The organism is Bacteroidota bacterium (genome assembly GCA_038746285.1).
Taxonomy (GTDB): domain Bacteria; phylum Bacteroidota; class Rhodothermia; order Rhodothermales; family JANQRZ01; genus JANQRZ01.
Genome location: JBCDKT010000056.1, coordinates 1 through 23,684 on the forward strand (window position 1 = coordinate 1; position 23,684 = coordinate 23,684).

General features: G+C 68.0%; 18 protein-coding genes. 5 read left to right on the plus strand and 13 right to left on the minus strand.

Going from position 1 to position 23,684, the window contains the following annotated elements; all coding sequences use genetic code 11:
- From AAGI91_14780 to thyA, 4 genes are all read right to left on the minus strand, one after another.
- On the minus strand, positions 1–159 hold a 159-nt coding region (locus AAGI91_14780), incomplete at its 3' end, for a helix-turn-helix domain-containing protein (GenBank protein MEM1043877.1).
- A gap of 95 nt (positions 160–254) precedes the next feature.
- Positions 255–494, minus strand: a complete 240-nt coding sequence (locus tag AAGI91_14785) for a hypothetical protein (protein MEM1043878.1) — start codon at positions 492–494, stop codon at positions 255–257.
- Between the two features lie 119 nt (positions 495–613).
- Positions 614–1,168: a dihydrofolate reductase gene (locus tag AAGI91_14790; GenBank protein ID MEM1043879.1), complete on the minus strand. Its 555-nt coding sequence runs from the start codon at positions 1,166–1,168 to the stop codon at positions 614–616.
- Between the two features lie 31 nt (positions 1,169–1,199).
- Positions 1,200–2,108, minus strand: coding sequence for a thymidylate synthase (gene thyA, locus AAGI91_14795; protein ID MEM1043880.1), 909 nt, complete (start codon positions 2,106–2,108; stop codon positions 1,200–1,202).
- Between the two features lie 143 nt (positions 2,109–2,251).
- Between thyA and AAGI91_14800 the strand changes: the two genes are divergently transcribed.
- Positions 2,252–2,512, plus strand: coding sequence for a hypothetical protein (locus tag AAGI91_14800; protein ID MEM1043881.1), 261 nt, complete (start codon positions 2,252–2,254; stop codon positions 2,510–2,512).
- A 68-nt stretch (positions 2,513–2,580) separates the two neighbouring features.
- Here AAGI91_14800 and apaG read toward each other — a convergent pair whose 3' ends face one another.
- Positions 2,581–2,964 (minus strand): Co2+/Mg2+ efflux protein ApaG, encoded by a 384-nt coding sequence (gene apaG, locus AAGI91_14805; protein MEM1043882.1) that lies wholly within the window; start codon positions 2,962–2,964, stop codon positions 2,581–2,583.
- A 132-nt stretch (positions 2,965–3,096) separates the two neighbouring features.
- Positions 3,097–3,930 (minus strand): BtpA/SgcQ family protein, encoded by an 834-nt coding sequence (locus tag AAGI91_14810; protein ID MEM1043883.1) that lies wholly within the window; start codon positions 3,928–3,930, stop codon positions 3,097–3,099.
- A gap of 223 nt (positions 3,931–4,153) precedes the next feature.
- Between AAGI91_14810 and AAGI91_14815 the strand changes: the two genes are divergently transcribed.
- Positions 4,154–6,043 (plus strand): 2-oxoacid:acceptor oxidoreductase subunit alpha, encoded by a 1,890-nt coding sequence (locus AAGI91_14815; GenBank protein ID MEM1043884.1) that lies wholly within the window; start codon positions 4,154–4,156, stop codon positions 6,041–6,043.
- 79 nt (positions 6,044–6,122) lie between these two features.
- Entirely contained in the window at positions 6,123–7,931 is a 1,809-nt protein-coding gene (locus tag AAGI91_14820) for a thiamine pyrophosphate-dependent enzyme (protein ID MEM1043885.1), read from the plus strand.
- Between the two features lie 13 nt (positions 7,932–7,944).
- Here the strand turns inward: AAGI91_14820 and AAGI91_14825 are convergent, their stop codons facing one another.
- Positions 7,945–9,558, minus strand: a complete 1,614-nt coding sequence (locus AAGI91_14825; GenBank protein MEM1043886.1) for a T9SS type A sorting domain-containing protein — start codon at positions 9,556–9,558, stop codon at positions 7,945–7,947.
- 185 nt (positions 9,559–9,743) lie between these two features.
- Here AAGI91_14825 and AAGI91_14830 point away from each other — a divergent pair, with 185 nt between their 5' ends.
- Positions 9,744–10,967, plus strand: coding sequence for a dipeptidase (locus tag AAGI91_14830; protein ID MEM1043887.1), 1,224 nt, complete (start codon positions 9,744–9,746; stop codon positions 10,965–10,967).
- A 45-nt stretch (positions 10,968–11,012) separates the two neighbouring features.
- Here AAGI91_14830 and AAGI91_14835 read toward each other — a convergent pair whose 3' ends face one another.
- The 6 genes from AAGI91_14835 to AAGI91_14860 form a co-directional block, all read right to left on the minus strand.
- Positions 11,013–12,404 (minus strand): hypothetical protein, encoded by a 1,392-nt coding sequence (locus AAGI91_14835; GenBank protein MEM1043888.1) that lies wholly within the window; start codon positions 12,402–12,404, stop codon positions 11,013–11,015.
- Between the two features lie 56 nt (positions 12,405–12,460).
- The gene (locus AAGI91_14840; protein MEM1043889.1) at positions 12,461–13,531 is read right to left on the minus strand and encodes a PorV/PorQ family protein; all 1,071 of its coding nucleotides are present in this window, start codon (positions 13,529–13,531) and stop codon (positions 12,461–12,463) included.
- A gap of 26 nt (positions 13,532–13,557) precedes the next feature.
- Positions 13,558–16,461 (minus strand): TonB-dependent receptor, encoded by a 2,904-nt coding sequence (locus tag AAGI91_14845; protein MEM1043890.1) that lies wholly within the window; start codon positions 16,459–16,461, stop codon positions 13,558–13,560.
- A 66-nt stretch (positions 16,462–16,527) separates the two neighbouring features.
- On the minus strand, positions 16,528–18,207 hold the full coding sequence (locus AAGI91_14850; GenBank protein ID MEM1043891.1) for a hypothetical protein: 1,680 nt from the start codon (positions 18,205–18,207) through the stop codon (positions 16,528–16,530).
- A 174-nt stretch (positions 18,208–18,381) separates the two neighbouring features.
- Positions 18,382–20,571, minus strand: coding sequence for a T9SS type A sorting domain-containing protein (locus tag AAGI91_14855; GenBank protein MEM1043892.1), 2,190 nt, complete (start codon positions 20,569–20,571; stop codon positions 18,382–18,384).
- Between the two features lie 164 nt (positions 20,572–20,735).
- The gene (locus AAGI91_14860; protein MEM1043893.1) at positions 20,736–22,946 is read right to left on the minus strand and encodes a hypothetical protein; all 2,211 of its coding nucleotides are present in this window, start codon (positions 22,944–22,946) and stop codon (positions 20,736–20,738) included.
- A 224-nt stretch (positions 22,947–23,170) separates the two neighbouring features.
- Between AAGI91_14860 and AAGI91_14865 the strand changes: the two genes are divergently transcribed.
- Positions 23,171–23,494 carry a Smr/MutS family protein gene (locus AAGI91_14865; protein ID MEM1043894.1) on the plus strand — a complete coding sequence of 108 codons (324 nt, stop codon included), beginning with the start codon at positions 23,171–23,173 and terminating at the stop codon, positions 23,492–23,494.
- The last annotated feature ends 190 nt before the right edge of the window (positions 23,495–23,684 follow it).

A 23,684-nucleotide genomic window follows, 5' to 3' on the forward strand; every position in this document is an offset into this window, starting at 1 on the left:
GAGGCCAGCCTCCCCCTCGGCTTGGTAGCGGGTCCACCACTTGCGGAGCGTGGGGCGGGAGATGCCGCAGCGGCGGCAGACGAAGGAGGCGTTGCCGGTCTCCTGATAGAGCTTGACCCAGGTGAGGCGGGCCTTAAGGACGTGCGGGGAGTCTTTCATGGTTGTGTAGCCTCGTGAGAGGGCGAAGTCTACGGCAGGCAACCATGTCTGCAATCTTTACAGCGTAGCTTGCTACACAGCCAAAGAGCAATAATTTAAGATCTTAGAATTTTATCTTTTTCATCTTGAAGCTCTTTTTTCTTGGAATCCAGGCTAGCAACAGTTACTCCTGAGGCAAGCAGCCAGAAAGGATGAAGGGTCAGAAGAGATGCAACACCAACAGCAGAGAAACCCGCCATCTGTTTGTTGATGGAACTGATCTCCTTGTCTATTTCCTTGATCCGCTCTATCTGATCACTAGTTAGAGGCATGGCGCGATTGATTGTAAGAGGCATCCATCCCGGTCAAGCGACGGCCAGATCGCCGATGTGTTTCGAGTTCAGGCGGCATAACTACTACTTCAGTGAAATTGCCACCCTACCTCTTCACAGAGAGCGGTGGCCTGTCAAGATACTCACGCCCGCACCCACGTCTCGAAGCGAAAGCCGTCGTGCGGCTCGCGGCCCGATAGCTCGAACTCGGTCCCGAGGAGGTGCTCGACGGGTGGGAAGAAGGTGTCGCCGTCGTAGTCGCCCTCGACGAAGGTGAGTTCGAGACGGTCGGCGAGCGGGAGGGTCTGCTCGTAGATCGTCGCCCCGCCGCCGATGCAGATTTTCTCGCGGTCACCGAAGGCGTCGAGGGCCGCGTCGAGCGACGAATAGACGTGGATGCCAGCGTGGTCCACGCGCATCGGGTGGCGCGTGAGGACGACGTTCTCGCGCCCCGGCAGCGGCCGGCCGAACTGGTGGAGGACCGACTCGAACGTCTTCCGCCCCATGACCAGCGGGTGCCCGAGCGTGAGCCGCTTGAAGTGCTTCAGGTCCTCGGGAATGTGCCACGGCAGGTTCTGCCCGTCGCCGATCACGCGGTTCGCCTCTGCGAGCGCCGCAACGATCACGATCTCAGGCGAGCGACGAGGTACGAGCGACGAGCGACGAGCAGACGCCGAGCGCTCAGGGTTCTCTTTCATTCGTCGTTCGTCGTTCGCCATTCGTCGCTCGTCAGACCGCGACCGCGAAGCGGATCGGGTCGTGGTGCCGGTAGCCGTCGAGATGCACGTCGTCGAAGGTTAGCTCGTCGAGCGGCTTGTCGGCAATCGTGAGGCGCGGGGCCTCGAACGGTCCGCGCGCCAGCTGCTCGCGGAGGCCGTCGACGTGGTTGACGTAGACGTGCGCGTCGATGAGGGTGTGGGCGAAGATGCCCGGCTCTAGCCCGACCTGCTGGGCGATGGCCTGCGTCAGGAGCGCGTAGCACGCGAGGTTGAACGGGACGCCGAGCGCGAGGTCGGCCGACCGCTGGGTGAGGTGGCAGTTGAGGCGCTGCCGCCCGTCCTCGGTCTCTTGCACGTTCAGGACCCACGCGAAGTGGCACGGCGGCAGCTTGCTCACCGCCGCGTTCGCCGGGTGCCAGGCGCTGACCACGAGCCGCCGCGAGGTCGGGTTCCGCCGCAGCTCGTCGACGACGTAGCCGACCTGGTCGAACGACAGCGAGCCGTCGGCCTCGCGCCGGACGTTCGGGTGCTCCGGCCCGGCCCACGCCTCGCCGTCGAGCCCCGCGCCCTCGGCCGGGATCGGGAAGCGCCGCCAGAACCGGCCGTAGGCAGTCTCGAGCCGGCCCTCGTCGTCGGCCCAGGCGTCCCAGATCTTGGTGTGCTCGCGGAGGTCGCGGATGTGCGGCGCGCCGGAGAGGTACCACAGCACCTCGCGCAGCATCGAGTCGAAGTAGACCTTCTTCGTCGTCAGGAGCGGGTAGCCGTCGGCGAGGTCGACCTTGTAGGACTCGGCGAACGACGAGACCGTGTCGGTGCCGGTGCGGTTGCGCTTGCGGGTGCCGGTCTCGAGCACGCGGCGGACGACCTCGAGGTAGGCGCGGTCGGCGGCGGAGGTGGCGACGGAATCGGTGACGTGCATGGGCGGCGGTCGGTGGCGGCGGACGCCGGAGGATACGGACGCCGAGCGCCCGGCTGAAGTTGGAGTTTTCCACAAGCCCGGAACGCACCCACAGCGGTGGGGTACCGCCCAATCCACAACCGAAAATCAGCAATCCGAAACCGATGGACCCCGGCCTCCACGTCAAGCAAGCGATCAACCACCTCGACAAGATTCTCGGTTACTACCCCTTCGTCCAGGAGGGCGGCGCGGCGACGGTCGCGCTCACGCCCGAGGACTGGCAGGTCGTCGCCGACGCGATGTTCAGGATGAGCACGCCGCGCGAGGTCTTCCCCAGCGCTATCGAGGACTACACGCTCACCGACGACCACCGCGCCATCCTCCTCACCACCGCCGACTGCACGATCACCGTCGAGATGGGGTGATCCGGCGGACAGTAGACTGAAAACGGACGACGGACTGTCTTCTGCCCTCCGTGATCCATCGTCCGAAATCAGTTCGCCGCTGCGCGGAGGTGGAACAGCGGAATCTGGGCGCGGAAGCGCGCGCCGTTAGGGCGCTGCATGAGGTAGGTCCCTTCCATCGTCCCGGCCATCGTCTCCAGCACGCAGAACGAGTTGTAGACGTGCATCTCGCCCGGCCCGATAGCGGGCTGCTGCCCGACGACGCCTTCGCCCTCGACCTCGGTCGAGCGTCCGTCGCCGTGGCGGATCACCCAGTGACGGCGCAGAAGTTGGACCTCGGCGTCGCCGTGGTTCTCGATGCGGACGAAGTAGGCGAACACGAACCGGCCCGCGAACACGTCGGACTGCTCGTCGAGGTAGACGGGATCGACTGTGACGGTCACCTGCTCGGTGGTGGCGGCGTAGTGGGACACAGGGAGGAGTGGCTGTGCGGGAAGACGTCTTCCGGCGTGGGGGGACGGAGGGTTGGGAGGGATCAGAGCGCTGGCGAGGCGATGTGCGCGGACTTTTGTTGTCCTCTGCGTGCCGTTCTCTGTCTTCCGTCTCTATCCGATCGCGCTGTGGGCGCTGCGGGCGTGCTCGGCGACCTCAACGACATGCTGCACGCGGTGTTCGCAGACGGGCGCGTTCCAGGCCCCGCCCTCCTTGAAGGCGCTGCCGACGATGAAGCCGTCGGCGCAGCCGATGAAGTGCTCGATGTTGTCCGGCGTCACGCCCGAGCCGAGGAGGATCGGCAGCGGGGTCGCCTCGCGCACCTTGCAGAGATCGCTGAAGTCCGGCTCCTGGCCCGTGCGGATGCCCGTCACGATTACGCCGTCAGCGTGGTGGAGCTGCATCAGGTGCGCCATTTCCTCAATCGGTACGTCGCCGGTCCAGGTGTGGGCCGAGTGCTTCTTCTTGATGTCGCAGAAGACCGGGATGTGGTCGGCACCGATCGCGCTGCGGTAGCGGAGGACCGTGCCCGCGCAGGCCTCGGCGATGCCTTTGTCCGAGACGTGGGCGTAGGTCCACCCCTCGGCGCGGATGAAGTCGCACTGCGCGGCGAGGGCGACGGCGAGCGCCGTCTTGTTGGCCTGGAAGAGCACCTGAATCCCGACCGGCAGTTGCCCGACCTGCCGCTTGACGCAGACCGCGACGCGCGTCATGAACGCCGCGACCTCCGGCCCCTGCTCGCGCTCGTGGATGCACGGGAAGTCGTGCATGTTCTCCAGCACGAGGCCGTCGACCCCGAGGTCGGCGTAGAGCTTGGCCTCGGTCACGGCGCGCTCGACCGTCGACTCGATGGACCGGTAGCCCGGCGCGCCCGGCGAGGGGCCGGTGTGGACCATCGCCAGGATGGGCTTCGGTTTGCGGAAGATCCGGCTCATCGTCTTCAGCATCAGGCGTACCTCTTAGATCAGATTAGATCAGAGCGGGCGAGGGAATCGTGTGAAGTCCAGGTTAGGCGGTGGGGTCCACTGCAACCCGAGCGGCAAACGTGCTGTTCCGAAGATTCCGCACCTCACCGCGAAGGGTGCGCGCGCGTTCCCGCTGCGAATCACCCGGCGGCTACGGGCGTATGCTCCTGCGGCCTCACGCGAACGCCCCGCCGTTTTCCGATCCATGTCCGCTCCCGACCTGCTCCCTGCCGACGCCGCCGAACGGCCCGTCCACTCGCTCTCCGAGGTCACGATTCTCTTCGCGGGCGACTCCGGCGACGGGATGCAGCTCACCGGCAGCCAGTTCACGCTCGCCACCGCGAAGGCGCGCAACGACCTCGCCACGCTCCCGGACTTCCCGGCCGAGATCCGCGCCCCCGCCGGGACCACCTACGGCGTCTCGGGCTTCCAGCTCCACTTCGGGGCCACCGACATCTCGACCCCGGGCGACGAGGTAGACCTCCTGGTCGCGATGAACCCCGCTGCGCTCAAGGTGAACCTCCACCGCGTGCGCACCTCGAGCGAGGGCAGCGGGGCCATCCTCGTCAACACGAACGCCTTCGAGCAGCGCGGGCTCGACCTCGCCGGCTACGCGTCGAACCCCCTCGAAGACGGGACGCTGGACGGCTACGAGGTCTTCGAGGTCGAGGTGACGCGGCTCACGCGCGAGAGCCTCGCCGACTTCGACCTCTCGACGAAGCAGGTCGACCAGTCGAAGAACATGTTCGCGCTCGGCCTCGCGCTCTGGCTCTACACGCGGCCCATCGAGCCGACGCTGGAGTGGCTCGAAGCCAAGTTCGCCAGCAAGCCCGAGATCCTGGAGGCCAACCGGCACGTCCTCAACAAGGGCTACCACTTCGGCGAGACGACCGAGGCGTTCGCGGCCCGCTACGAAGTCGCCCCGGCGACCCTGCCGCCCGGCCTCTACCGGGCCATCCGGGGCAACGAGGCGCTCGCGCTCGGGCTCGTCACGGCGGCCGTGCGGAGCGGGCTGGAGATTCTCTACGGCTCCTACCCCATCACCCCGGCCTCGGACATCCTCCACGCGCTCTCGAAGTACAAGAACTTCGGCGTCCTCTCGGTCCAGGCCGAGGACGAGATCGCCGCCATCGGCGCGGCGCTCGGCGGGAGCTTCGCCGGGCAACTCGGGGTGACGGCGACGAGCGGGCCGGGCCTCGCGCTCAAGACCGAGTTCGTCGGCCTCGCCATCATCACCGAACTCCCGCTCGTCATCATCGACGTGCAGCGCGCCGGGCCGAGCACGGGGCTGCCGACCAAGACCGAGCAGTCGGACCTCCTCTTCGCGCTCTACGGCCGCAACGGCGACGCGCCGATGCCGGTCCTCGCCGCCTCCACGCCGGGCGACTGCTACGAGGTCGCCTACGAGGCCTCCCGGATCGCGGTCAAGTACATGACGCCGGTCCTCCTCCTCTCCGACGGCTACCTCGGCAACGGGGCCGAGCCGTGGCGCATCCCCGACCCCGACGCGCTCCCCCCGTTCCCCGTCACCTTCGCCACCGGCCCGAACCGCGACGACGCCTTTCTCCCCTACCTCCGCGACGACGAGACGCTGGCCCGGCCGTGGGCCAAGCCCGGCACGCCGAACGCGGAGCACCGGCTCGGCGGGCTGGAGAAGGACCGCGAGACCGGCGGCGTCTCCTACGACCCCGAGAACCACGAGGTGATGACCAAGCTCCGCGCCGCGAAGGTCGAGCGCGTCCAGCAAGAGATCCCGCCGACCGAGGTGGTGGGCGACGCCGCCGGCGACGTGCTCGTCGTCGGCTGGGGCTCGACGCGGGGGTCGATCGAGGCCGCCGTGCGCTCGGTCCGGGCCCAGGGCGTCCGCGCCGGGCACGTCCACCTCCGCTGGCTCAGCCCGCTCCCGCCCGACCTCGACGACGTGGCCGGCCGGTTCGAACGCGTCCTCGTGCCGGAGCTAAACAACGGCCAGCTGGTTCACGTCCTCCGCGACCGGTTCCTCCGCCCGGTCGAGAGCCTCGCCAAGATCCAGGGGCTCCCGTTCAAAACCCGCGAGATCGCCGACCGTATCAGGGAAATAGCAAACGACGCTTAACACGATGTAGGGGCGACCACGTAGGATCGCCCACCGCGCGGAGCAGGCACAGCGGCCTCCTCTCACGACACCCCGACCGATGGCGGACGACCAGAACAACCCGACGCGCCCCGGCACCAAGAAGGCGGCCCTGCCTTCGGGTAAGAAGGCCGTGCTGCCGACCGGTACCAAGCCGTCGGGACCTCCGGGGACCAAAAAGCCGAGCCTGCCGCCGGGTACGAAGAAGCCCACACTCCCGACTGGCACCAAGCCCGCCGGGCCGCCCGGGGCGAAGAAAGCCGCGCCCCCGAGCGGTACGAAGAAGCCGAGCCTGCCACCCGGCACCAAGAAGCCCACGCTGCCGATCGGCAAAAAGCCGGCGGGTCCGCCAGGGGTCAAGAAAGCAGCACCACCGCCGGGTACGAAGAAGCCGGCCCTGCCGCCCGGAACGAAGAAGCCGGCGCTCCCAACCGGTACCAAGCCCGCTGGGCCTCCAGGGGCGAAAAAAGCGACGCTCCCAAGCGGTACGAAGAAGCCAACCCTGCCGCCGGGAACGAAGAAACCTGCTATCCCAACGGGCGCGAAGCCTGCCGGACCGCCTGGCACCAAGAAGCCGTCGCTGCCAACAGGGGCGCAGCCAGCGGGTCCGGGCGGCACGAAGAAGCCAACCCTGCCTCCCAGGAAGGCTGCCCCGGCGGCAGGCAGCAAGCCTGCCGGGCCTCCAGGCAAGAAGCCTGCACGGCCGCCGAAGCCCGGCGGCCCGAAGCGACCGCCGAGTGCGAAACCGGCCCGCCCGCCCGGCGCGAAGGCCCCCTCGCTGCCACCCAAGCCCGGCGGCCCGAAGCGACCGCCCGGGAAACCGGCGCGCCCGCCCGGCCGTCTCGTCCCCGACCCCGGCGGCGACGGCGCGCCCGCGCTCACCAAGAAAGACTTCGCCTCCGACGCCGACGTGCGGTGGTGCCCCGGCTGCGGTGACTACGCCGTCCTCGCTGCCGTGCAGCGCGTCCTCCCCGACCTCGTCGAGCGCAAGGAGAAAACGGTATTCATCAGCGGGATCGGCTGCTCCAGCCGCTTCCCGTACTACATGAACACCTACGGGATGCACTCCATCCACGGCCGCGCCCCGACCGTCGCCACCGGCCTCAAGTGCGCCAACCCCGAGCTCGACGTGTGGATCATCACCGGCGACGGCGACGCGCTCTCGATCGGCGGCAACCACTTCATTCACCTGGTCCGCCGGAACCTCGACGTGCAGGTGCTGCTGTTCAACAACCAGATCTACGGGCTCACGAAGGGGCAGTACAGTCCGACGAGCGAGGCGGGCAAGGTCACCAAGTCGACGCCCTACGGATCGCTCGACGAGCCCTTCAACCCGGTCTCGCTCGCGCTCGGGGCCGACGCCTCGTTCGTCGCCCGCACGCTCGACCGCGACCCGAAGCACATGCAGGCCATGCTCCGCGAGGCGCACGGGCACGCCGGCACCGGCTTCGTCGAGGTCTACCAGAACTGCAACATCTTCAACGACGGGGCCTTCCTCCGCTACACCGAGCGCGCCACGAAGCCGCAGACGACGCTGTTCCTCGAAGACGGACAGCCGCTCGTCTACGACGGCGGCACAAAGGGTCTCTGGCTCGACGGCCTGACCCTCGTACCCGTCGACCTCGCCGCAGGCGAATGGTCGGCCGACGACTGCCTCGTCTACGACAGCGGGAACCGGACGCTCGCTGGGCTCATGAGCCGCCTGTTCTGGGAGGAGGACCGGCCCCAGCCCTTCGGCGTGTTCTACCGCGAGGAGCGGCCGACCTACGAGCACCTCCTCCGCGCGCAGCAAGAGGCGGTCATCGAAGAACGCGGCCCCGGCGACCTCCACGCTCTCCTGCGCTCGGGCGAGACCTGGACGATCGAGTGAGTAGCCGCGCCGCCTACTCGGCGTGGACCACCCGAAGCGTCTCCGACTGCCGCGCCGTGGCCAGCCGGACGAGGTAGACGCCCGAGGCCAGCCCCGAACCGTCGAGTGTGAACGACCGCTCCCCCGGCGGTAGCACCCCGTCGGCGAGCACCGCCACCTCGCGCCCGAGCGCGTCGAGCACCGAGAGCCGCGCTGGGCCTGCGTCCTCCGGCACCCGCAGCGTCAGCGACGCCGAGGCGCCGAACGGGTTCGGGAACGGCTGCGAGAGCGCGAAAGCATCGGGCAGGGGATCCGGCTCCGGGACGGCCCCGACGCGCTGGGGGTCGAAGAAGCCGAGGTCGTAGGCGTTCTGGAGGAAGCGCGCGGCCTGCCGGAGTTGGACGACCGAGTCGAGGCGGTCGGTGCCCTGCGCGAAGGGGATGGCGAAGACGATCTCCTCAGTCTCGCCCGGCTCTAAGCGAAAGGGGCCGGAAAAGGCGCTCATCCAAAAGTCTCCACCGAATAAAGAAGTGCCCTCTCCGTCTGCATTCTCGGCACTCCAGTATGCGCCGGATACAGGATCGCCGGGGAAGCCAAAGGTTGTAACTGATCCCTCACTAAAATAGCCCCAATTACCCTGGTTGATTGTAGATCCGCCAAACCAGCGTCCGCGCAGACAGTTGTACACGGATACATCCCAGTTCGGTCCTAAGGGGTTGTTATCGAAGTAGCAGGCCGAGGAAGTCACCCCGAGGCGTTCGCCCGTCTCGTCTATTATTCCATCACGGTCATCGTCGCGTCCGTTTGATAAGCCAATCGGACCCTGGAGCAACTGGGTACCTGCTGCCGGGGGAATGCCGTAAATAGGTTCTACCTCGCTCTGGTTGTAGACAAAGCTCATGTCAAGCGTTGTATCGGCCCCAACGTAGTCGTCACTTGCGTCCCCGAGGTCAACGTCGCTCCACCATCCTACGTAAGCGCTGTCGAGCGGCACCCGGCCTTTGTAGTGAAGCCGGTAGCGATAGAGCGTAGCTTGGTCTAGTGCTCGCTCCACGGCAGGCACGGCAAACGCGCTTACTTGGACTTCGAGGTAGAGAGGGGTGTGATCTAGAAAGGTGCGGTCGTCTACGTCGTTTGTGTTGCCCGCATCGTTCATCACCCACCACGCCATCTGCTCCCCTGAGATAGCCGGCTCGTCCCCACCTCCGAGGTTGTAGTTGCCCTCCACCCCGTCGCCGTCGAGCACCGGCGCGCCTAACTCCACTGGCCAGTCGCGGAGGTCGGCCGTCGCCTCGCCTGTTTCGAGGTAGCGCGCCACGTCGCCCCGGCTGACGACGAAGATGCGGTCGTAGACCGAGCAGTCTGCTGGCGGATTGCCTGCTTCGTCCAGAGGGCCGGGCCAGAACTCGAACGACGAGTAGAAGGCACCCGCTGCGCGCAGTTCACCGTCTACTTGTCCCCCGACCCAAAGCTCGGTGTTGAAGATGGGCGATACGCCACTGGCCTTCGGGACGAGGTAGCCGGCGCCGCTGACCGTTTGGTTGCCGAAGAACAGGTTGCCACCATTGAAGAGACGCGCGCGCACGTCGTTGACATCGAGGTCTGCCTCGGCGGTGCCGGGGAGGCAGTCGCCAGTGGCCTGTGCCACTGCTGGCGGCGTGCGGATTGAGAGGGCCAGGAGGAGGTGTAGAAATAGTGCCGTAGAAAAGCGCATAGGAGCAGGAGGGAGCCGATGGGAACCATGCGTAACCTATGGAAGCGAGCCTTACCGCGCAGGGCATTTCCGCTGCCCCGTATTTTGACACCCCCTTCCCCACCCTACTCGCTCGCTGCGTGAACCCGCTCCGCCTGCCTCTTTTTGCCGCCCTCGGCCTGCTCGGTCTCGCCATGTGCTCCAGCGCGCCGGAGCCTGCGGCACCACCGCCTCCCTCCCAACCCATTGCCACTGCGGCCGACACGCTCGCCCCTCGCGACGGCGGCGCGGTCCGGCTTGGCGAACCGGCTAGGAGCCGCCTCCTCGCCGAGGACACGCTCTGGGCGCGCGCCCTCGCGCTGCACTACGACGCGATCGTCACCGACGGGCACATCGACACGCCCTCGCTCATGCTCGACGACGGCTACGACTTCGGCAAGCGCCACACGCCGCGCTCCGGCTCGCACCACGTCGACCTCCCGAAGATGATCGAGGGCGGCCTCGACGCGCCGTTCTTCTCGATCTACGTCTCGCGGACCTACGGCGAGACGCCCGAGGCGACAGACCGGGCGCTCGCGATGCTCGCCGAAGCCAAGCGGCAGGTCGAGGTGCTCGACGGGATCGAGCTGGCGACCTCGGCCGGCGACGTGGTGCGGATCACGAGGGCGGGCGGCAAGGCCATCCTGCTGGGCCTCGAAGGCGGGCACGCGCTGCAGGCCTCGAAGGTCGTCCTCCGCCGCCTCGCGGACGAGGGCATCCGCTACGTCACGCTCACCCACACCAACACCAACAGCTGGGCCGACGCCGCGAGCGATGCGATCCGCTGGAACGGCCTCAACGACGCCGGCCGCGCCTTCATCCGCGAGATGAACCGCCTCGGCGTGCTGGTCGACCTCTCGCACGTCGCCGACGCGACCTTCTACGACGCCCTCGACGCGACGCGCGCGCCGGTCATCCTCAGCCACTCGTCGGTGCGCGCGCTCAACCCGCACCCGCGCAACGTCACCGACCCGATGCTCCGCGCCCTGCGCGAGAACGGTGGGGTCATCATGATCAACTTCTACTCGCGCTACGTCGCTCAGGGCGGCCAGCCTGCCACCCTCACTGACATCCTCGACCACATCGATCACGCGGTCGAGGTTGCCGGGATCGACCACGTTGGGCTCGGATCCGACTTCGACGGGGTGCCGTTTCTGCCGCGCGGCATGGGCGACGCGACGCGGCTGCCGCATATCACCTACGGCCTCCTCAAGCGCGGCTACAGCGACGACGACGTGCGCAAGATCCTCGGCGTCAACACCCTCCGCGTCCTCGCCGACGCCGACCGCATCGCTGCTGAGATGCGCGAAGAAGACGGACCGTAGGAGCGACCGGCCGGTCGTCCCCACCGGCAAAACCGCCCGTCCGGTCTACTCAAAGTCCGTGTTGAGCCGGTAGCGGGCGATGCGGTTGTTGCCCGCGTCGGCCACGTAGACGATCCGCTCGAAGTAGGCCACGCCCTGCGGGTCGTCGAACGAGAGCGGACCACTGCCCGTCCCGCCGAACGATACCCGCACCGGCCGGAGCGAACCCGAGGCCGGCGGCGGGGCGACGCCCTCGATTCCGTTGCGGTTGAAGACGTAGAGGCTGTCCGTCTCCTCGTCTGTGACGAAGAGGTAGCCCGTCTCGTCGGCGGCAATCGTCATGCTCGTCGGGCCGCGCAGGCCGAAGTCTTCGTAGAGGAAGCCGTCGCCGTTTTCGGGGTTGGCGCTCGCGCCGAGGCGCTCGGTGTCTACCCGGAACTCGGTGCCTTGCGTCGTCTCGACCACGAGAATCGACAGAACGGGATAGCGCACATCGAGCCCCGGCGGGTTCTGGGCCACGAAGAAGTCCTCGGCTTCCGTGAACGACGACCGCTGCGGTGGGCCGATGGGCGTCGCGACGGCTGACGGGTAGACGGAGCTCAGCAGGCTCGGCTGGGTGGCCTGCGTCTGGCTCAACCCGACTGCGCGGGTGTTGACTCCGTCCGGCGAGAACGCGAGCACGACGTTGAACGGTTCGACCCTGTTGTTGAGTCCCTCGGCCTGGGTGTTGACCGGCCCGCTGCGCGTGACGTAGAAGCTGTTGTCGGCCAGCACGGCGATGTCGGTGAAGCGCGCGTCCTCGTCGGTGAGGACCGAACTCATCGGATCGTCGATCTCTTCCTGGGTGCAGGCGGAGGTGGGCACGAGGTAGCACTGCGGCGGTCGGAACTGGTTGTCTGTGCGCGAGCGGTCATCGAACGGATGCCAGACGATGTCCTCGACCGTGGGTATGCCTGTCGTTGCGCCACTGAGTCGGTAGACCACAGGCAGGTCCCAGGTCACGCCTGCGAGCGCCGTGTCACGCCGGGCGGCGATAAGAATATCGAGGCTGCGGTCCTGGATGACGGCAGTGATATCGCGGAGAGGCTGCGCCGGGACCTCGACATCGTCCGACGGGTCGTCCGGAGTGCCGTTGTTGTTGAAGACGCCCGTGATCTCCCCGATGAACGACTGCGGCCGTCCGGCAAGGTCGAGGATGTGGAGGCCCTGCTGGTCCGCGACGTAGATCAGCTCGTCGTAGCCGACGTAGACATCGACCGGCCGCTGGAGCGCGCCGCCGTTGGCCCCCTGCGAGTAGAACGGGCTGAGCGGCACGTAGCCGACCTCGTCGACCAGCGTCGGGTCGACGGCCCCCTCGTCGAAGACCTCGTCGGTCGTCGCGTCGTCCTTCGAGCCGAAGAGGCTGTCGCAGCCGGTGAGCGCGAGGGCAAGAAAGAGCGGAAGAAGAGCGCGGGACATAGTGGAGACGGGTGCGACGGATGCGGACGTAGGGGCGCAGCATGCTGCGCCCGTACTCATCCGTTCAGCCGGAGGTTGAGGCCAATGCGGTGGATGTTGCCGAGCCGGTCGAGGCGGTTGAAGCCGTAGTCCACGCGCAGGTCCGGCCCGAGGCCGGGCACGGCGAGGCCGAGGCCGAACGACGGCACCGTCGCCTCCTCGATTCCGAACTCGTAGCCCGTGCGGAGCACGAGGGTCTCGTTCCAGACGTACTCGGCCCCCAGGTTGAAGCGCTCGGCGTTGTCGTTCGGGTTCGTGAGCTGGCCCGAGAAGGTGAGGTCGTGGGGGCCGCCGCTGTTGAAGCCGAGCGTGCGGAGCGGTCGGTAGCTCACGCCGAGCAGGAACGTCGTCGGAGGCTCGATGCCGTCGAAGCGCTCCTCGATGATCTCGCCGCCGAGCGTCTCGCGGGTGACCGAGCCGCCGGGGCTGACCTCGAAGCCGAAGTTGCGGATCGAGACCCCGAAGCGGACGCCGGTGTCGCCGACGCGGTAGGCCACGCCGAGGTCGAGCAGCCCGGCCGTCGTGGCGACCTCGGCGGCGGACTCGCGGACGAGCTTGCCGGTGATGCCGTAGGAGAAGAGGTCGGTCAGCGCCTGCGCGACGGTCAGGCCGAAGGCGAGGTCGACGAGCTTGAAGGTCTCGCCCGTGCCGGCGGGGCCGGAGAACTCGGTCGTCACGTCCATCTCGCCGGAGTCGAGCGCCTGCACGCTGACCCCGAGCGTGAACCGTCCGAGCGGCGTGCTGACCGGCGTGTAGGCGGCCGTGTAGTAGAGCGCGATGTCAGCGACGTAGCTCGTCGTGGCGAGGCCCACCTGGGTCCCGTTGGCCGCGGCGAGGGCCGGGTTCCAGTAGAGCGCGCTCGCGTCGTCGGCGATAGCCGCCATCGTCCCGCTGAGCGCGGCCCCCCGTGCGTCAACCGGGACCTTGAGGAACTGGAGCCCGGAGCCACCGGTGCGCTCCTGCCCGAAGGAGGGCAGCACCTGGGCCTGCACCGGCAGCGCGGCCAAGAAAAGAGCGAGGGCGATCAGGCGGAGGAGCATGGTCTCGTGGGTCATCGCGGCGGCGACGTGGAGGTAGGGGCGCAGCATGCTGCGCCTGTACGGCGTGCCGCAGCCTAGAACTCGAAGCTGAGGCCGAGCAGGATGTGGCGCTGCGGCAGGAAGCGCGCGGGGTTCAGCGGTGGCAGACCGCTCGTGTTGGGGTCCTCGTAGCGCGGGTCGCGGAGGTTGCTCGGCACATCGTAGCGGCTGTCGTCGCGGAGGTCGACGAAGTTGGTACCGCTGCCCAGGTCGGGGTAGCCCTCGCCCGTGACGGGGTTGACGATGACCGCGTTCTGCTGGTTGAAGAGGTTCGTCACCTCGAGCGTAAAGACGAGGTCCTGCCCGACGATGCCGACGCGGCGCTGGAGGTTGAGGTCGAACCACCACCACGCCTTGCCGACCTCCGAGAAGCGCAGCTCGGGGTCGTCGACGCGCTCGTAGATCGGGCGCCAGTCGCGCTCGCCGGTGAAGGGGTTGGCCTCGCGCCCGACGAAGCGGACGGGCGTGTAGCGCTGCCCGCTGCGGAAGGTCGTGGCGAGGTAGAGCCGGAAGCGGTTCAGGCCGGGCACGCCCCAGAGCGGCTGCGAGCGGTCCCACGAGAACGTCGTGCTCGCCTTGAGGTCGAACGGGCGGTCCCAGGCCAGCGGCGTCTCGAACGTGTTGTCCACGTTGCCGTCCTGGATGAGGTCCTGGAGCGCCTCGGAGTTGGTCGAGGCGAGGCCCGTCGCGCGGGAGTACGAGGCGTTGATCTGGCCCCGGAACCAGTCGCTGACGCGCTTGATGTAGCTCGCCTCGATGCCGCGGACGCGGGCGAAGTCGCCGTTGACGCGGAGCGCGCGGCTCGTCTCGCGGCCCGTGCCGTCGGCGACGGTCACGTTCGTGGCAGTGATGAAGTCGAACTTGTCGCGCCAGAAGGCGGTCAGCGTGAGCGCGTCGTTGGAGGTGATCTGGTTGCGGAAGCCCAGCTCGTAGGAGATGTCGACCTCGGGGTTGAGGTTCGGGTTGCCGAGGTCGCCGAAGAACGAGCGGTCCTGGAAGAACGGGTCGAGGTTGGTGTAGAGGAACGTCGGGTGCGGCAGCCGGGTCGAGTGGCCGTAGTTGAAGAAGAGCACCTGGTTCTCGCGCACCGGGAAGCTGACCCGGAGCTTCGGCAGGAGCCGCGCCTTCCAGCGCAGCCCGAACACGCTGACCGACTCGTCGAGGTAGCCCTCGCGGATCGCGGCCGGGATCGTGAAGACGCTGTCGGCGACGAGGTCGTCGACGTACTGGCCCGGGGCCCAGAACTCGCTCCGCAGGCCGACATTCGCGATCAGACCTTTGTAGCGGAACTGGTTCTGGACGAAGAACGCGGCGCGGCGCGGCCGGACCCGCCACACGTCGCTCGCCTCGCCGAGCCGGTTCGAGCTCGTCGTGTCGCCCTCGGCCGTCACAATCGGCGCGCCGATCCACGGGCGCGTGATGTCGATCCACTGGTAGTCGTTGAACTTGAGGTCGAAGCCCGCCGTGATCTCGTAGCCCCGGTTGGCCGTGAAGCGCGTGTAGCTCCCTTTGAGGACGGCCTCCTCGGCGAAGTGGTCGTGCCAGCGCGTGGCGACGCCGCCGTTGTTGAACAGGCCTGGGCCGGGAAGGACAAAGACCGCGTTCGGGTCGATGGGGTTGCCGTCGGGCCCGAGGAAGAGCGAGGCCGGGAAGTCGACGATGCTCGCCGGGTCGAGCTCCTCGCTCACGTCGTCGGGCCGCCAGTCGCGGCCGTTGGCGTCGGAGCGGAGGCGGGTGAAGAGGCGGCTGGCCTGGACTTCGTAGAACGACTGGTCGTTCAGGACGTGGGTCCAGCGGAGGTAGGCGAGGTTGTTGTCGTGGGTGTAGGTGTTGGCGTTGTCCGGCTGGAGCGCGAAGGCGTACTGGTAGCCGGGGCGGATGACGTCGTCGTTGCCGGTCACTTGGAGCATCCGGGTGTTCTGGTTGACGGCGAGCGAGCGGTTGTAGCTGGCCTGGAGCTTCATCCCGGGCCGTGGGAGGTAGGTCAGCTTGCCGAGGGCGTTCCAGCGGTTGTCCTGGAACGGGATCCAGCCGGTCCCGCCGAGGAGCGAGGACTGGACCTGGTCCGGAGTCGAGACGAAGCGGGTGAAGGTGTCCGAGAACTGCGCCTGGCCGGAGGCGAAGAAGCGGAGCTTGCCGGGGAGGATCGGGCCGGAGAGCGAGCCCTCGTAGACCTGCTCGTTCCACGTCGAGCCCCAGTCGCTGTTGGCCCCGAAGTTGTCGCGCTTGTGCGAGAACGAGCCCGCGAACTGGTCCGTCCCGTCGCGCGTGGTGACGGATACCACGCCCGAGGTCGCGTCCCCGACGTCGGCCCCGACGCCGCCGGTCGTGACCTCGACCTCGGCGAAGGCGTTGGCCCCGAGGTCGAGCCCGAAGCCCGTCCCGGAGAGCGGGTCTTTGGCGCTCACGCCGTCGACCACGAAGCCGGTCTCGTCGGCCCGGCCGCCGCGGATGTAGAGGCCCGTCGGGTCGCGGACGACGCCGGCTTGCGTGGCGACGACCTCTTGCACCTCGCGCACCGGCGCGGCGGCAATCGCCTCGCGGTCGATCGTGTAGGCGCTCGACGACTGCTCGACGTCTACGAGCGGCCGCTCGCCGACGATCACGACCTCGCCTTCGGTCTGGAGCACGGCCTCGCCAAGCTCGATGTCGAGCGTCGTCGTCCCGCTGCCGGCCACCTCGATCCCGGTAAACTGCTTGGTCTCGTACCCGACGAACGACGCCTGCACGGTGTAGTCGCCCGCGCGAAGGCCATTGATCGTGTAGCGCCCGTCGAAGTCGGTCGCCGCCCCGAGGCTGGTCCCGAGCACGAGGACGTTGACGCCCGGAAGGCTCTCGCCGGTCTCGGCGTCGGTGACGGTCCCGGCGAGGCGGCCCTGTGCGAGCGCGCCGGAAGCCAGGCTCACCGAGGCAAGAAGGAGACAGAACGCAATGTGCATGAGGCGTGGGGGTAGAGGGTGGGCTGCGGTCTCCATGCTCGGTCTTCTATGCTCCATCGTCCAGTCCTAGCGTGGGAAGCCGAGCGCTTCGAGCATTAGCTTGACAGCGTCGCGCGGCGCTTCGGGGTCTTCGTCAATGCCTTCGAGAAAGGGGTTACCGCTGAAGTCGCTCACGAGAGGAACGGCGAAGAGGGCGACGCGGCCGTCCTCGCGGAGCGAAGCGAGCGTCGCCGGGCCGGGCCACGCGACCTCCTCGCCGTTCAGCGTGGCCGTGAGGTCGCCCGTGTAGAGCGAGCGCGTTCCCGCACCCACCGGATAGCTGAACGCGTCGACCTTGCGGGTGGTCTGTAGCGCCGGCAGCGCGGTCCCGCCAGGCAGCGGCTGCGACGCCGTGAGCCGGGCCCCACTCTCCAGTTCGAGGTCCTGGTCGTACGCCTCGAACTCGCCGCCCGCGCTGAAATCGAGCAGACCCGCGAGCGGAAGCACCGCGAGCGCCCCGTTGCCGAGGTTGTCCTCCGGGTTCGAAGGCAGCTCAATCGGGACGTTCACGAAGAGGCTACCGCCATCGGCGAAGAATTCGTCGAGGAAGTTGGCAATCAGCGTGAGGTTGTTGCCGATGGTCCGGTTGGTGGCGTTGTTCGAGACCCAGTAGATGTGGTCCCAGAACCGCAGTGTTTCGCGAAGCGTCGGGTCCGGGTTGGTCGGGAGGTTTTCGCTGTAGAGCAGCACGACGCTCGACCCGCTCTGGAACGGCTCGGCGAGGTACCACTCGTCGTAGGCCCCCGCGCCGGCATACTCGTCGAGGATCGCAGCGTGGTAGGGCAGCACCAGGGTGTTTCGGCTCGTCCGAAAGTCGTTGACCAGGAGGATCGGGCTGGTGACCCGCTGCGCGTACCACGTCTCGCCCGCTTCGGGGTCAGGGTCGGGATAGACGGCGGTCTCGCTTCGGAAGCCCGCTGCGTCGAGTGCGCGGAGGTACAGCGTGTTCGGAGCGTCCGTCAGGAAACCCGGCAGGCGCACGTCCGACGGAGCCCCACCCCGGCCGAGGAGCAGGCGCGCCTCCGACTCCGGCGCGCGCGGATCGGACGCGACGAGCGTGAGGAAGTCCGTCTCGGCCGGCAGCCGGACGAACCCGGCCGTCGTATCGTTGAGCGCGACTTCGATGGCCTCGAGGTTGGCAATCCCGTCGAGGTCGTCGGCGGTGAAGGCGAAGGAGGCGGCGGGCCACGTCGTGTCCGGTGGCACCTCGGTAGCGCTCAGGCGCAGCGTCGGCGGCGAGTTGCGCACCGGGAACACGGTACGCGCCGGGGTGGGGTCGGTCAGGCCGTCGTTGTCGATGGAGCGCACCTCGAAGGCCACGTTCGCCACCGGCGCTCCTTGGGGAATCGGCAACAGCACGAGCGAGTCGCGGGAGGCCGTGCGCGCCCACCCAGCCTCGGCACCGATAGTCCCGGTCTCGCTCTCGTCGTAGAACCGGATCTCGTAGGCCTCGACGAAACCGTCGGGGTCGGTCCCCGACCAGTTGACCTCGACGAGGCTCGTGAAGCGCTGGTCCGGGTCGAGGACCTCGGTGAGGTCGGCCACCTGGACAGCCAGTTCGGTCTCGGGCGGGAGGTTTCCCGCCGCCGTGCCCTCAATCCCGCTGTCGCACGCGGCCAAGAGCGCGGGCACGGCGAGGAGGACGAAGCCGAGGAGGCGGGCAACCTGTCGGTTTGTAACACCTCCAGCGTAGGAATGCACTTTCACGTTGAAACCTTTCACACGTCATCCCCGCGCAGGCGGGGATCCATCGGTTAGCAAGCCCTGTGGATTCCCGCCTGCGCGGGAATGACTATTTGTTGTAGGAAAGAAATCATTCTCGTTCGAGAGACGACGAAGGGGCCGGGCCGCGCAGACCCGGCCCCTCGCCGGCGTTCAGCGTTACTTGACGAGCGTCACGCGGCCCGTGAGGGTCCCCGAGCTCGAGGTGAGGCGGTAGACGTAGACGCCCGCCGCGAGGCCGCGCGCGTCGAGCGTCGCCTCGTAGCGGCCCGCCGCCAGTTCCGTCTCAACGAGCGTGGCGACCTGGCGGCCGAGCGCGTCGTAGACCCGGAGCGCGACCGGCCCCGCCTCGCCGACCTCGTACGCGATCGTCGCGGTGCGGGCGAACGGATTCGGGTAGGCGCGGTCGAGGGCGAAACCGCCGGCCGGGGTGCCGGCCTCGTTCGAGACCGGGAAGCCGATGTCGTCGGGGCTCTCGGGGGCCAGCTTGTAGTTGCCGAACGAGAACCACCACAGCCCCTGGATCGCGCCGATGTTCTCGCCGAGCGTGAGGTTCATGATGTTAAAGTCCTGCGGCACCGCGTCGGAGACGTCGTCGGCGCGGAGCTCGTTGTCCTCGGTGCCGTCGGAGGAGAACTGGAACTCGCCGAAGCCTTCCTCGCTGTCGTCGCCGTCGGCGTTGACGTCGGTGATGGTGACGCTGTTGAAGCGGAGCGCGATGCCCTCGTGCGCCTCGGCCACGTCAGCATCCTGGAGGATGTCCGTCGTGACCTCCTTGTAGGGGAACGGCTCGCCGCTGCTGGTCACCGAGAGGGTCGCGTCTTCGAGGCGGGTGACGCCGAAGGCTTCGGCAATCGTGGCCTCCGAGACCGTGACCCGGTCGCCCGGTGCCAGTTCCAGAAGGGCGATGTCCGTCGTGACCTCGACGAAGATGCCGGTCCACGGCGCGAGGCTCTCGTCGTCCTGGAGCGTGAGCAGGCCCGAGGTCGTCACGTCGCTCATCACGACGGCTTCGATATCGATGTTGGTCGTCGTGATCCCGGCGAAGGGGCTACTCCCCGGCCCGCCGCTCGCAGTGAGCTGCACGTCCTCGATGGAATCGATCCCGTCGAAGAGCACGCGGTACGACTGCGTCGCGCTCTCGGACGAGTCGCCCTGGGTGTCGGTGGCGGTGACGGAGTAGGTCACGAACGCCCCGTCGGGGAGGGCCGGAATGTCGCCGGAGAAGACGCCCGAGCCGTTGTCGGTCAGCATCACGGCACCCGTCTCGCCGGTCGACGCCTCGTAGTCGAGCTCGACGCTCGCGATCGGGTTCGAGCCCTGGGTGACTTCGGCCGAGATCGTCACCGGCGCGTTGCCCGGCACGTCGGCCGGCCCGGTGATGCCCCCGAAGATCGGCGGCGAGGCCGTCGCCTGAAGGTCCTCGTCCTCGAACGGCGCGACGGACATGGCGGCGGTCGAGATGTCGTTGTCGAAGTCGAACGCGCGGAGCGCGGCGAAGCCTTGCACCTCGATCACCGCGCCGGCCGTCGGCGGGACGTAGGGGTCGTCTGTCGGGCGCGTGCCGTAGGGCGGGTTGGGATAGACCATCGGGTCGCCGGAGCGGTCGTTCCGGTAGCGCAGCGAGATGTCGTCGCCGTTGACCACCACGTCGGAGCCGGCCGAGCTAAACTGCCAGTTCGGACGCCCCGTGTTGTCGGCAACGCTGGCCTCGACGACGGCGCTCTCGAAGCGGACGTACTGGTTGTTGAGGTCGTTGAAGTTGGCCCAGTTGGCCTGGTACAGGTCGTCGCCGACGGACCGGTTGAGGTCCCCGGTCGAGATCACGAGCGGCTCGACGATCGCGTCCGGCAGCCCGAGGTTCTGGTACTCATCGACCTCCTCAAAGACGGTCGGGGACACCTGGATGACGTTGTTGAACTCACCGACCGTGCCGATGATGTCGTAGACAACGCCGACCTCCATGTCGAGCACCGACGCCGTTCCGTCGACGAGCTGGACGTTCATCCCGTCGTAGCCCTGCGAGTTGGCGGTCGTGTCGCGGACGAAGACGTGAACGCGGCCGGGCACGCTCGCATCGTTGTTCCACGACGCGAGGCCGGAGTTGAAGGGGTTGGAGAGGACGACGGCCGTGAACTGGACCTCGTTGCCAAGTTGCTCGAAGTCGATCAGGTCGTCCACATCGCTGTCGGTGGCGCTGGCACCGAGGCTCTGGAGCTGGTCCAGGTTGGCCTGAGGGACGCGGATGATCTCGCGCACGGTCAGCCGGGTCTGCGCCTCGGCGGTCGCCGAGAAGACGACCGGGGCGAGCACGGCTACAAGCGCGAGCAGGCGGGTAGCAGTTTTCATGGTGTTGGGGGGATTGCGTGAGGGGGTTGTTTAGAGGATAGAGATTAGAAAATGGAGGATGGCATCCACGTGCCCACCGAGATGCTATCCTCTATGCACCATCTCCTATCCTCTGTCGGGGATCAGCAGCGCGAGCAGGTCGGCGGTGGGTTCGTAGACAGGCATTAGCGTATGACGACGAACTTGCCCGTCTGCGTCTCGCCGGTGTCGAGGTCGCGGACGGAGAACAGGTAGAGGCCCCCGGCGATCTGGAGGCCGTTCTCGGAGAGGATGTCCCAGGCGTGCTCGCCGCCGGCGGTGACGCGGTTCTCGCCGCTGAGCGCGCCGTACCAGCCGATGTCGCCGCCGGAGGGGTCGGCCGCGTCGTGCTGCATCTCGGCGACGATCTCGCCAGCGACGGTATAGACGCGGATCTCAGCGCGCGCCGGGAGGCCCGAGAAGTAGAGCTTGCGAGCGTTGTTGCTCTGGCCGTCCCACGCGGCCTGCACGCGGTACGGGTTGGGGTAGACGACGGGCTCGGGCCGGTCGCCGCCGGTCGCGGCGGCGGCACCAGGGAAGACGCGGACGGCATTCGCCGTCCGGCTCGACTCGAACGAGTCCAGCCCGGCCTCGCGGTCGCCCTCGTCGAAGGCGGTGACCGCGAAGCCGTACTGCCAGCCGCTGAGCAGGCCCTCGGCCACGTAGCGGTACTCGTAGGTCCGCTCGTCGCCCGGGAACGTGGCCGGCGCGTCGAGGCGGACGGCGTCGAAGCCAGTGTTGAAGCCGATGTCGTTGCCGCGCCGGTCGTACTGCACGAGCAGGTCGGCCTGGCCGAAGAGGTCGCCGGCCCGGTCGTCGCCGGGGTCGGTGCGGTAGATGCGGTAGCCCTCGAAGTCCTGGCGGCCCGTGATCGGGTCGACGCTCTCCTCGGACGAGGTGTCCCAGTAGAGGATCGCCTGCCCGGGCCGCGTCTCGACCCGGAGCGCGGGCGAGGCGGGCGGCTCGGGGATCAGGTAGCGGTCCAGTACGCCGTTGCCGTTGATGTCCTCCCCGGCGTCGAGTTCGCCGTCGTAGTCGAAGTCTTCGCCCGCGTAGGTGCGCTGCGCCCAGAAGACGTTGTTGCGCAGAAGCGCCCGGCTGTCCTCGTTGTCGATGGCCCTGCCCGCCTGCCCCTGAAACTCCTCCGGCTTGAGCGCCGCGACAAACGCCCACGTCACCGTGACCGAGCTGCCCGGGGCTACCTCGGAGAACGGCCCGACGGAGAAGACGCTGATCCAGTTGCCCTCGGAGGTGAGGCCGTCGGTGGCGAGGCGCTCGCGGAGCGGCGTCTGATCGCCCGGAAGCGGCTCGTCGATGGGTGTCGGGGTGACCATGCGCTCGTAGCGCTCGAGGTCGTTCTGCGGGCGGTTGAGGATGTCGGTCGCGCCCGTGAACTTCCACCAGCGCGGGTTGGCGCGCGGCACGGGCAGGCCGTCGGCCCGGTACGCGTCCTGCACGAAGGGGTGGAAGAAGCGCCGGGTGCCGCTGGCCGGGTCGTCCCACTCGGCCCCGAGGAAGGCGACCGCGCCGTAGGTGTTCAGCGACTCTTCCGTGCCGCCGACGTTCCAGTTGTAGGAGACGAACTGGCTGTCGGTCGCCGCATCGCTTACCGAGCCGTCGGGGGCGTACTCGGGATAGCCCAGGAAGCCGCGCCCGCCCTTGTTGAAGAACTCGCCGCCCTGGTCGGTGGTCGTGATGATGTTGCGCGTGACGAGGTCGTCCCACATCCCAACCCAGACCGAGTCCCACGGGGCGTCGGAGACGTTCGTGATCTCGTGCTCGACGATCACGAAGTACTCGGTGAAGGGAAAACTCCAGGCGTAGGACCGGCTCTCGACCGATATGCCGAGCCGCCCGCCGGGGTCGGGCGTCGCCGTGAACGTCCCCGGCACCACACTCGCCGTGTCGACGAAGGTCGAGACGAAGTCCTGCTGACTGACCGAAAGCGGTGAGAACGACGGGTCGGAGGGAATCGACGAGCGCCCCTGGATCAGGCTGGCCTGCGCCATCTCGTACCCGGTCGCACCGGGCTGGTAGCCGCCGCCGCTCGTGATGGCGGCGCTGCGCACGGTGACGAGGCCGTCGGCGCGGAGCGCTCCCACCCACAGCCCGGCCTCGAAGAGGTGCTCGATCCCGCTCTCCAGCGGGTACTCCATCGACGGCGGAGCCGCCCCCCCGCTGTTGCGCACGTCCGAGTTGCCGTAGAACCCCGCGTTGGAGATGGTGAGTCCGATGTTTCCTACGTCGTGCGTGGCCTCTTCGAACGGCTGCGCGCTCGCGTCGGCCGCGAGGAAAGCGCCGGCAGCGAGCAGCGGGGTGGCGAGACGGCGCAGGCGCGCCAGCAGCGGACGGGACATACGGACGGTGGGAGGCGGGAGGCGGCGGACGCCCAGGATACGGAGACCCCGAGCACGCGACAACTTACTCCTCCCACGCCGTCCCGCCAAGCCCATACGGCGGGCCTTAACCGAGGATTAATGCCGAAGGGCATCCCGGGGCTGTCTACGCCGGTTGGGCGAGCCGACGCAGCCAGGGCACACGTAGCTTACAGCCTCGTCCCACTCCATGCACTCTTCGCTTCATGCCTCGCCTCGACGACAACGGCACGACCGTCACCCTCGACCTCCACGGCGCGACCGTGGACGATGCGCTCGGCCTCGTCCTCCGCACGGCCGCCCTCGCGGCACGGCGCGGCCGCGCCACGCTCCGCGTCGTCCACGGGAGCTCTACGTCCGACGCGCTCGCGCGCAACCACACCATCAAGCACGCCCTCCACGACCTCCTCGATGACGGTGACCTCCCCGACGCTCAGGGCGACGTGCGCTTTGAGGGCGAGACGCTAATCAGCCTCCCGCTCGCCAGCTCTTCCTCCCCAAGCCCGATCCGACTCCTGGACGTGCGGTGAGGCGGTAGGACAGTAGACGGTGGGACGGTGGGACGGAAATTAAGGCGTGGGAGGAATGGCTGGAGTGGGAGGAGCATGCGTTGGCGCAAAGCGCGACGGCCTCGGTAACTTGGTCGTCTTTTCTTGACTCTCCCCACTCTCCCCACTCTCCCCACTCTCCCCACTCTCCCCACTCTCCCCACTCTCCCCA

Bases quoted from the DNA above. Each gene is read 5' to 3' on its own strand.
- AAGI91_14785 (MEM1043878.1), bottom strand. From the start codon at position 494: ATGCCTCTTACAATCAATCGCGCCATGCCTCTAACTAGTGATCAGATA.
- AAGI91_14790 (MEM1043879.1), bottom strand. From the start codon at position 1,168: ATGAAAGAGAACCCTGAGCGCTCGGCGTCTGCTCGTCGCTCGTCGCTC.
- thyA (MEM1043880.1), bottom strand. From the start codon at position 2,108: ATGCACGTCACCGATTCCGTCGCCACCTCCGCCGCCGACCGCGCCTAC.
- AAGI91_14800 (MEM1043881.1), top strand. From the start codon at position 2,252: ATGGACCCCGGCCTCCACGTCAAGCAAGCGATCAACCACCTCGACAAG.
- AAGI91_14810 (MEM1043883.1), bottom strand. From the start codon at position 3,930: ATGCTGAAGACGATGAGCCGGATCTTCCGCAAACCGAAGCCCATCCTG.
- AAGI91_14815 (MEM1043884.1), top strand. From the start codon at position 4,154: ATGTCCGCTCCCGACCTGCTCCCTGCCGACGCCGCCGAACGGCCCGTC.
- AAGI91_14820 (MEM1043885.1), top strand. From the start codon at position 6,123: ATGGCGGACGACCAGAACAACCCGACGCGCCCCGGCACCAAGAAGGCG.
- AAGI91_14835 (MEM1043888.1), bottom strand. From the start codon at position 12,404: ATGTCCCGCGCTCTTCTTCCGCTCTTTCTTGCCCTCGCGCTCACCGGC.
- AAGI91_14840 (MEM1043889.1), bottom strand. From the start codon at position 13,531: ATGCTGCGCCCCTACCTCCACGTCGCCGCCGCGATGACCCACGAGACC.
- AAGI91_14845 (MEM1043890.1), bottom strand. From the start codon at position 16,461: ATGCACATTGCGTTCTGTCTCCTTCTTGCCTCGGTGAGCCTGGCTTCC.
- AAGI91_14855 (MEM1043892.1), bottom strand. From the start codon at position 20,571: ATGAAAACTGCTACCCGCCTGCTCGCGCTTGTAGCCGTGCTCGCCCCG.
- AAGI91_14860 (MEM1043893.1), bottom strand. From the start codon at position 22,946: ATGTCCCGTCCGCTGCTGGCGCGCCTGCGCCGTCTCGCCACCCCGCTG.
- AAGI91_14865 (MEM1043894.1), top strand. From the start codon at position 23,171: ATGCCTCGCCTCGACGACAACGGCACGACCGTCACCCTCGACCTCCAC.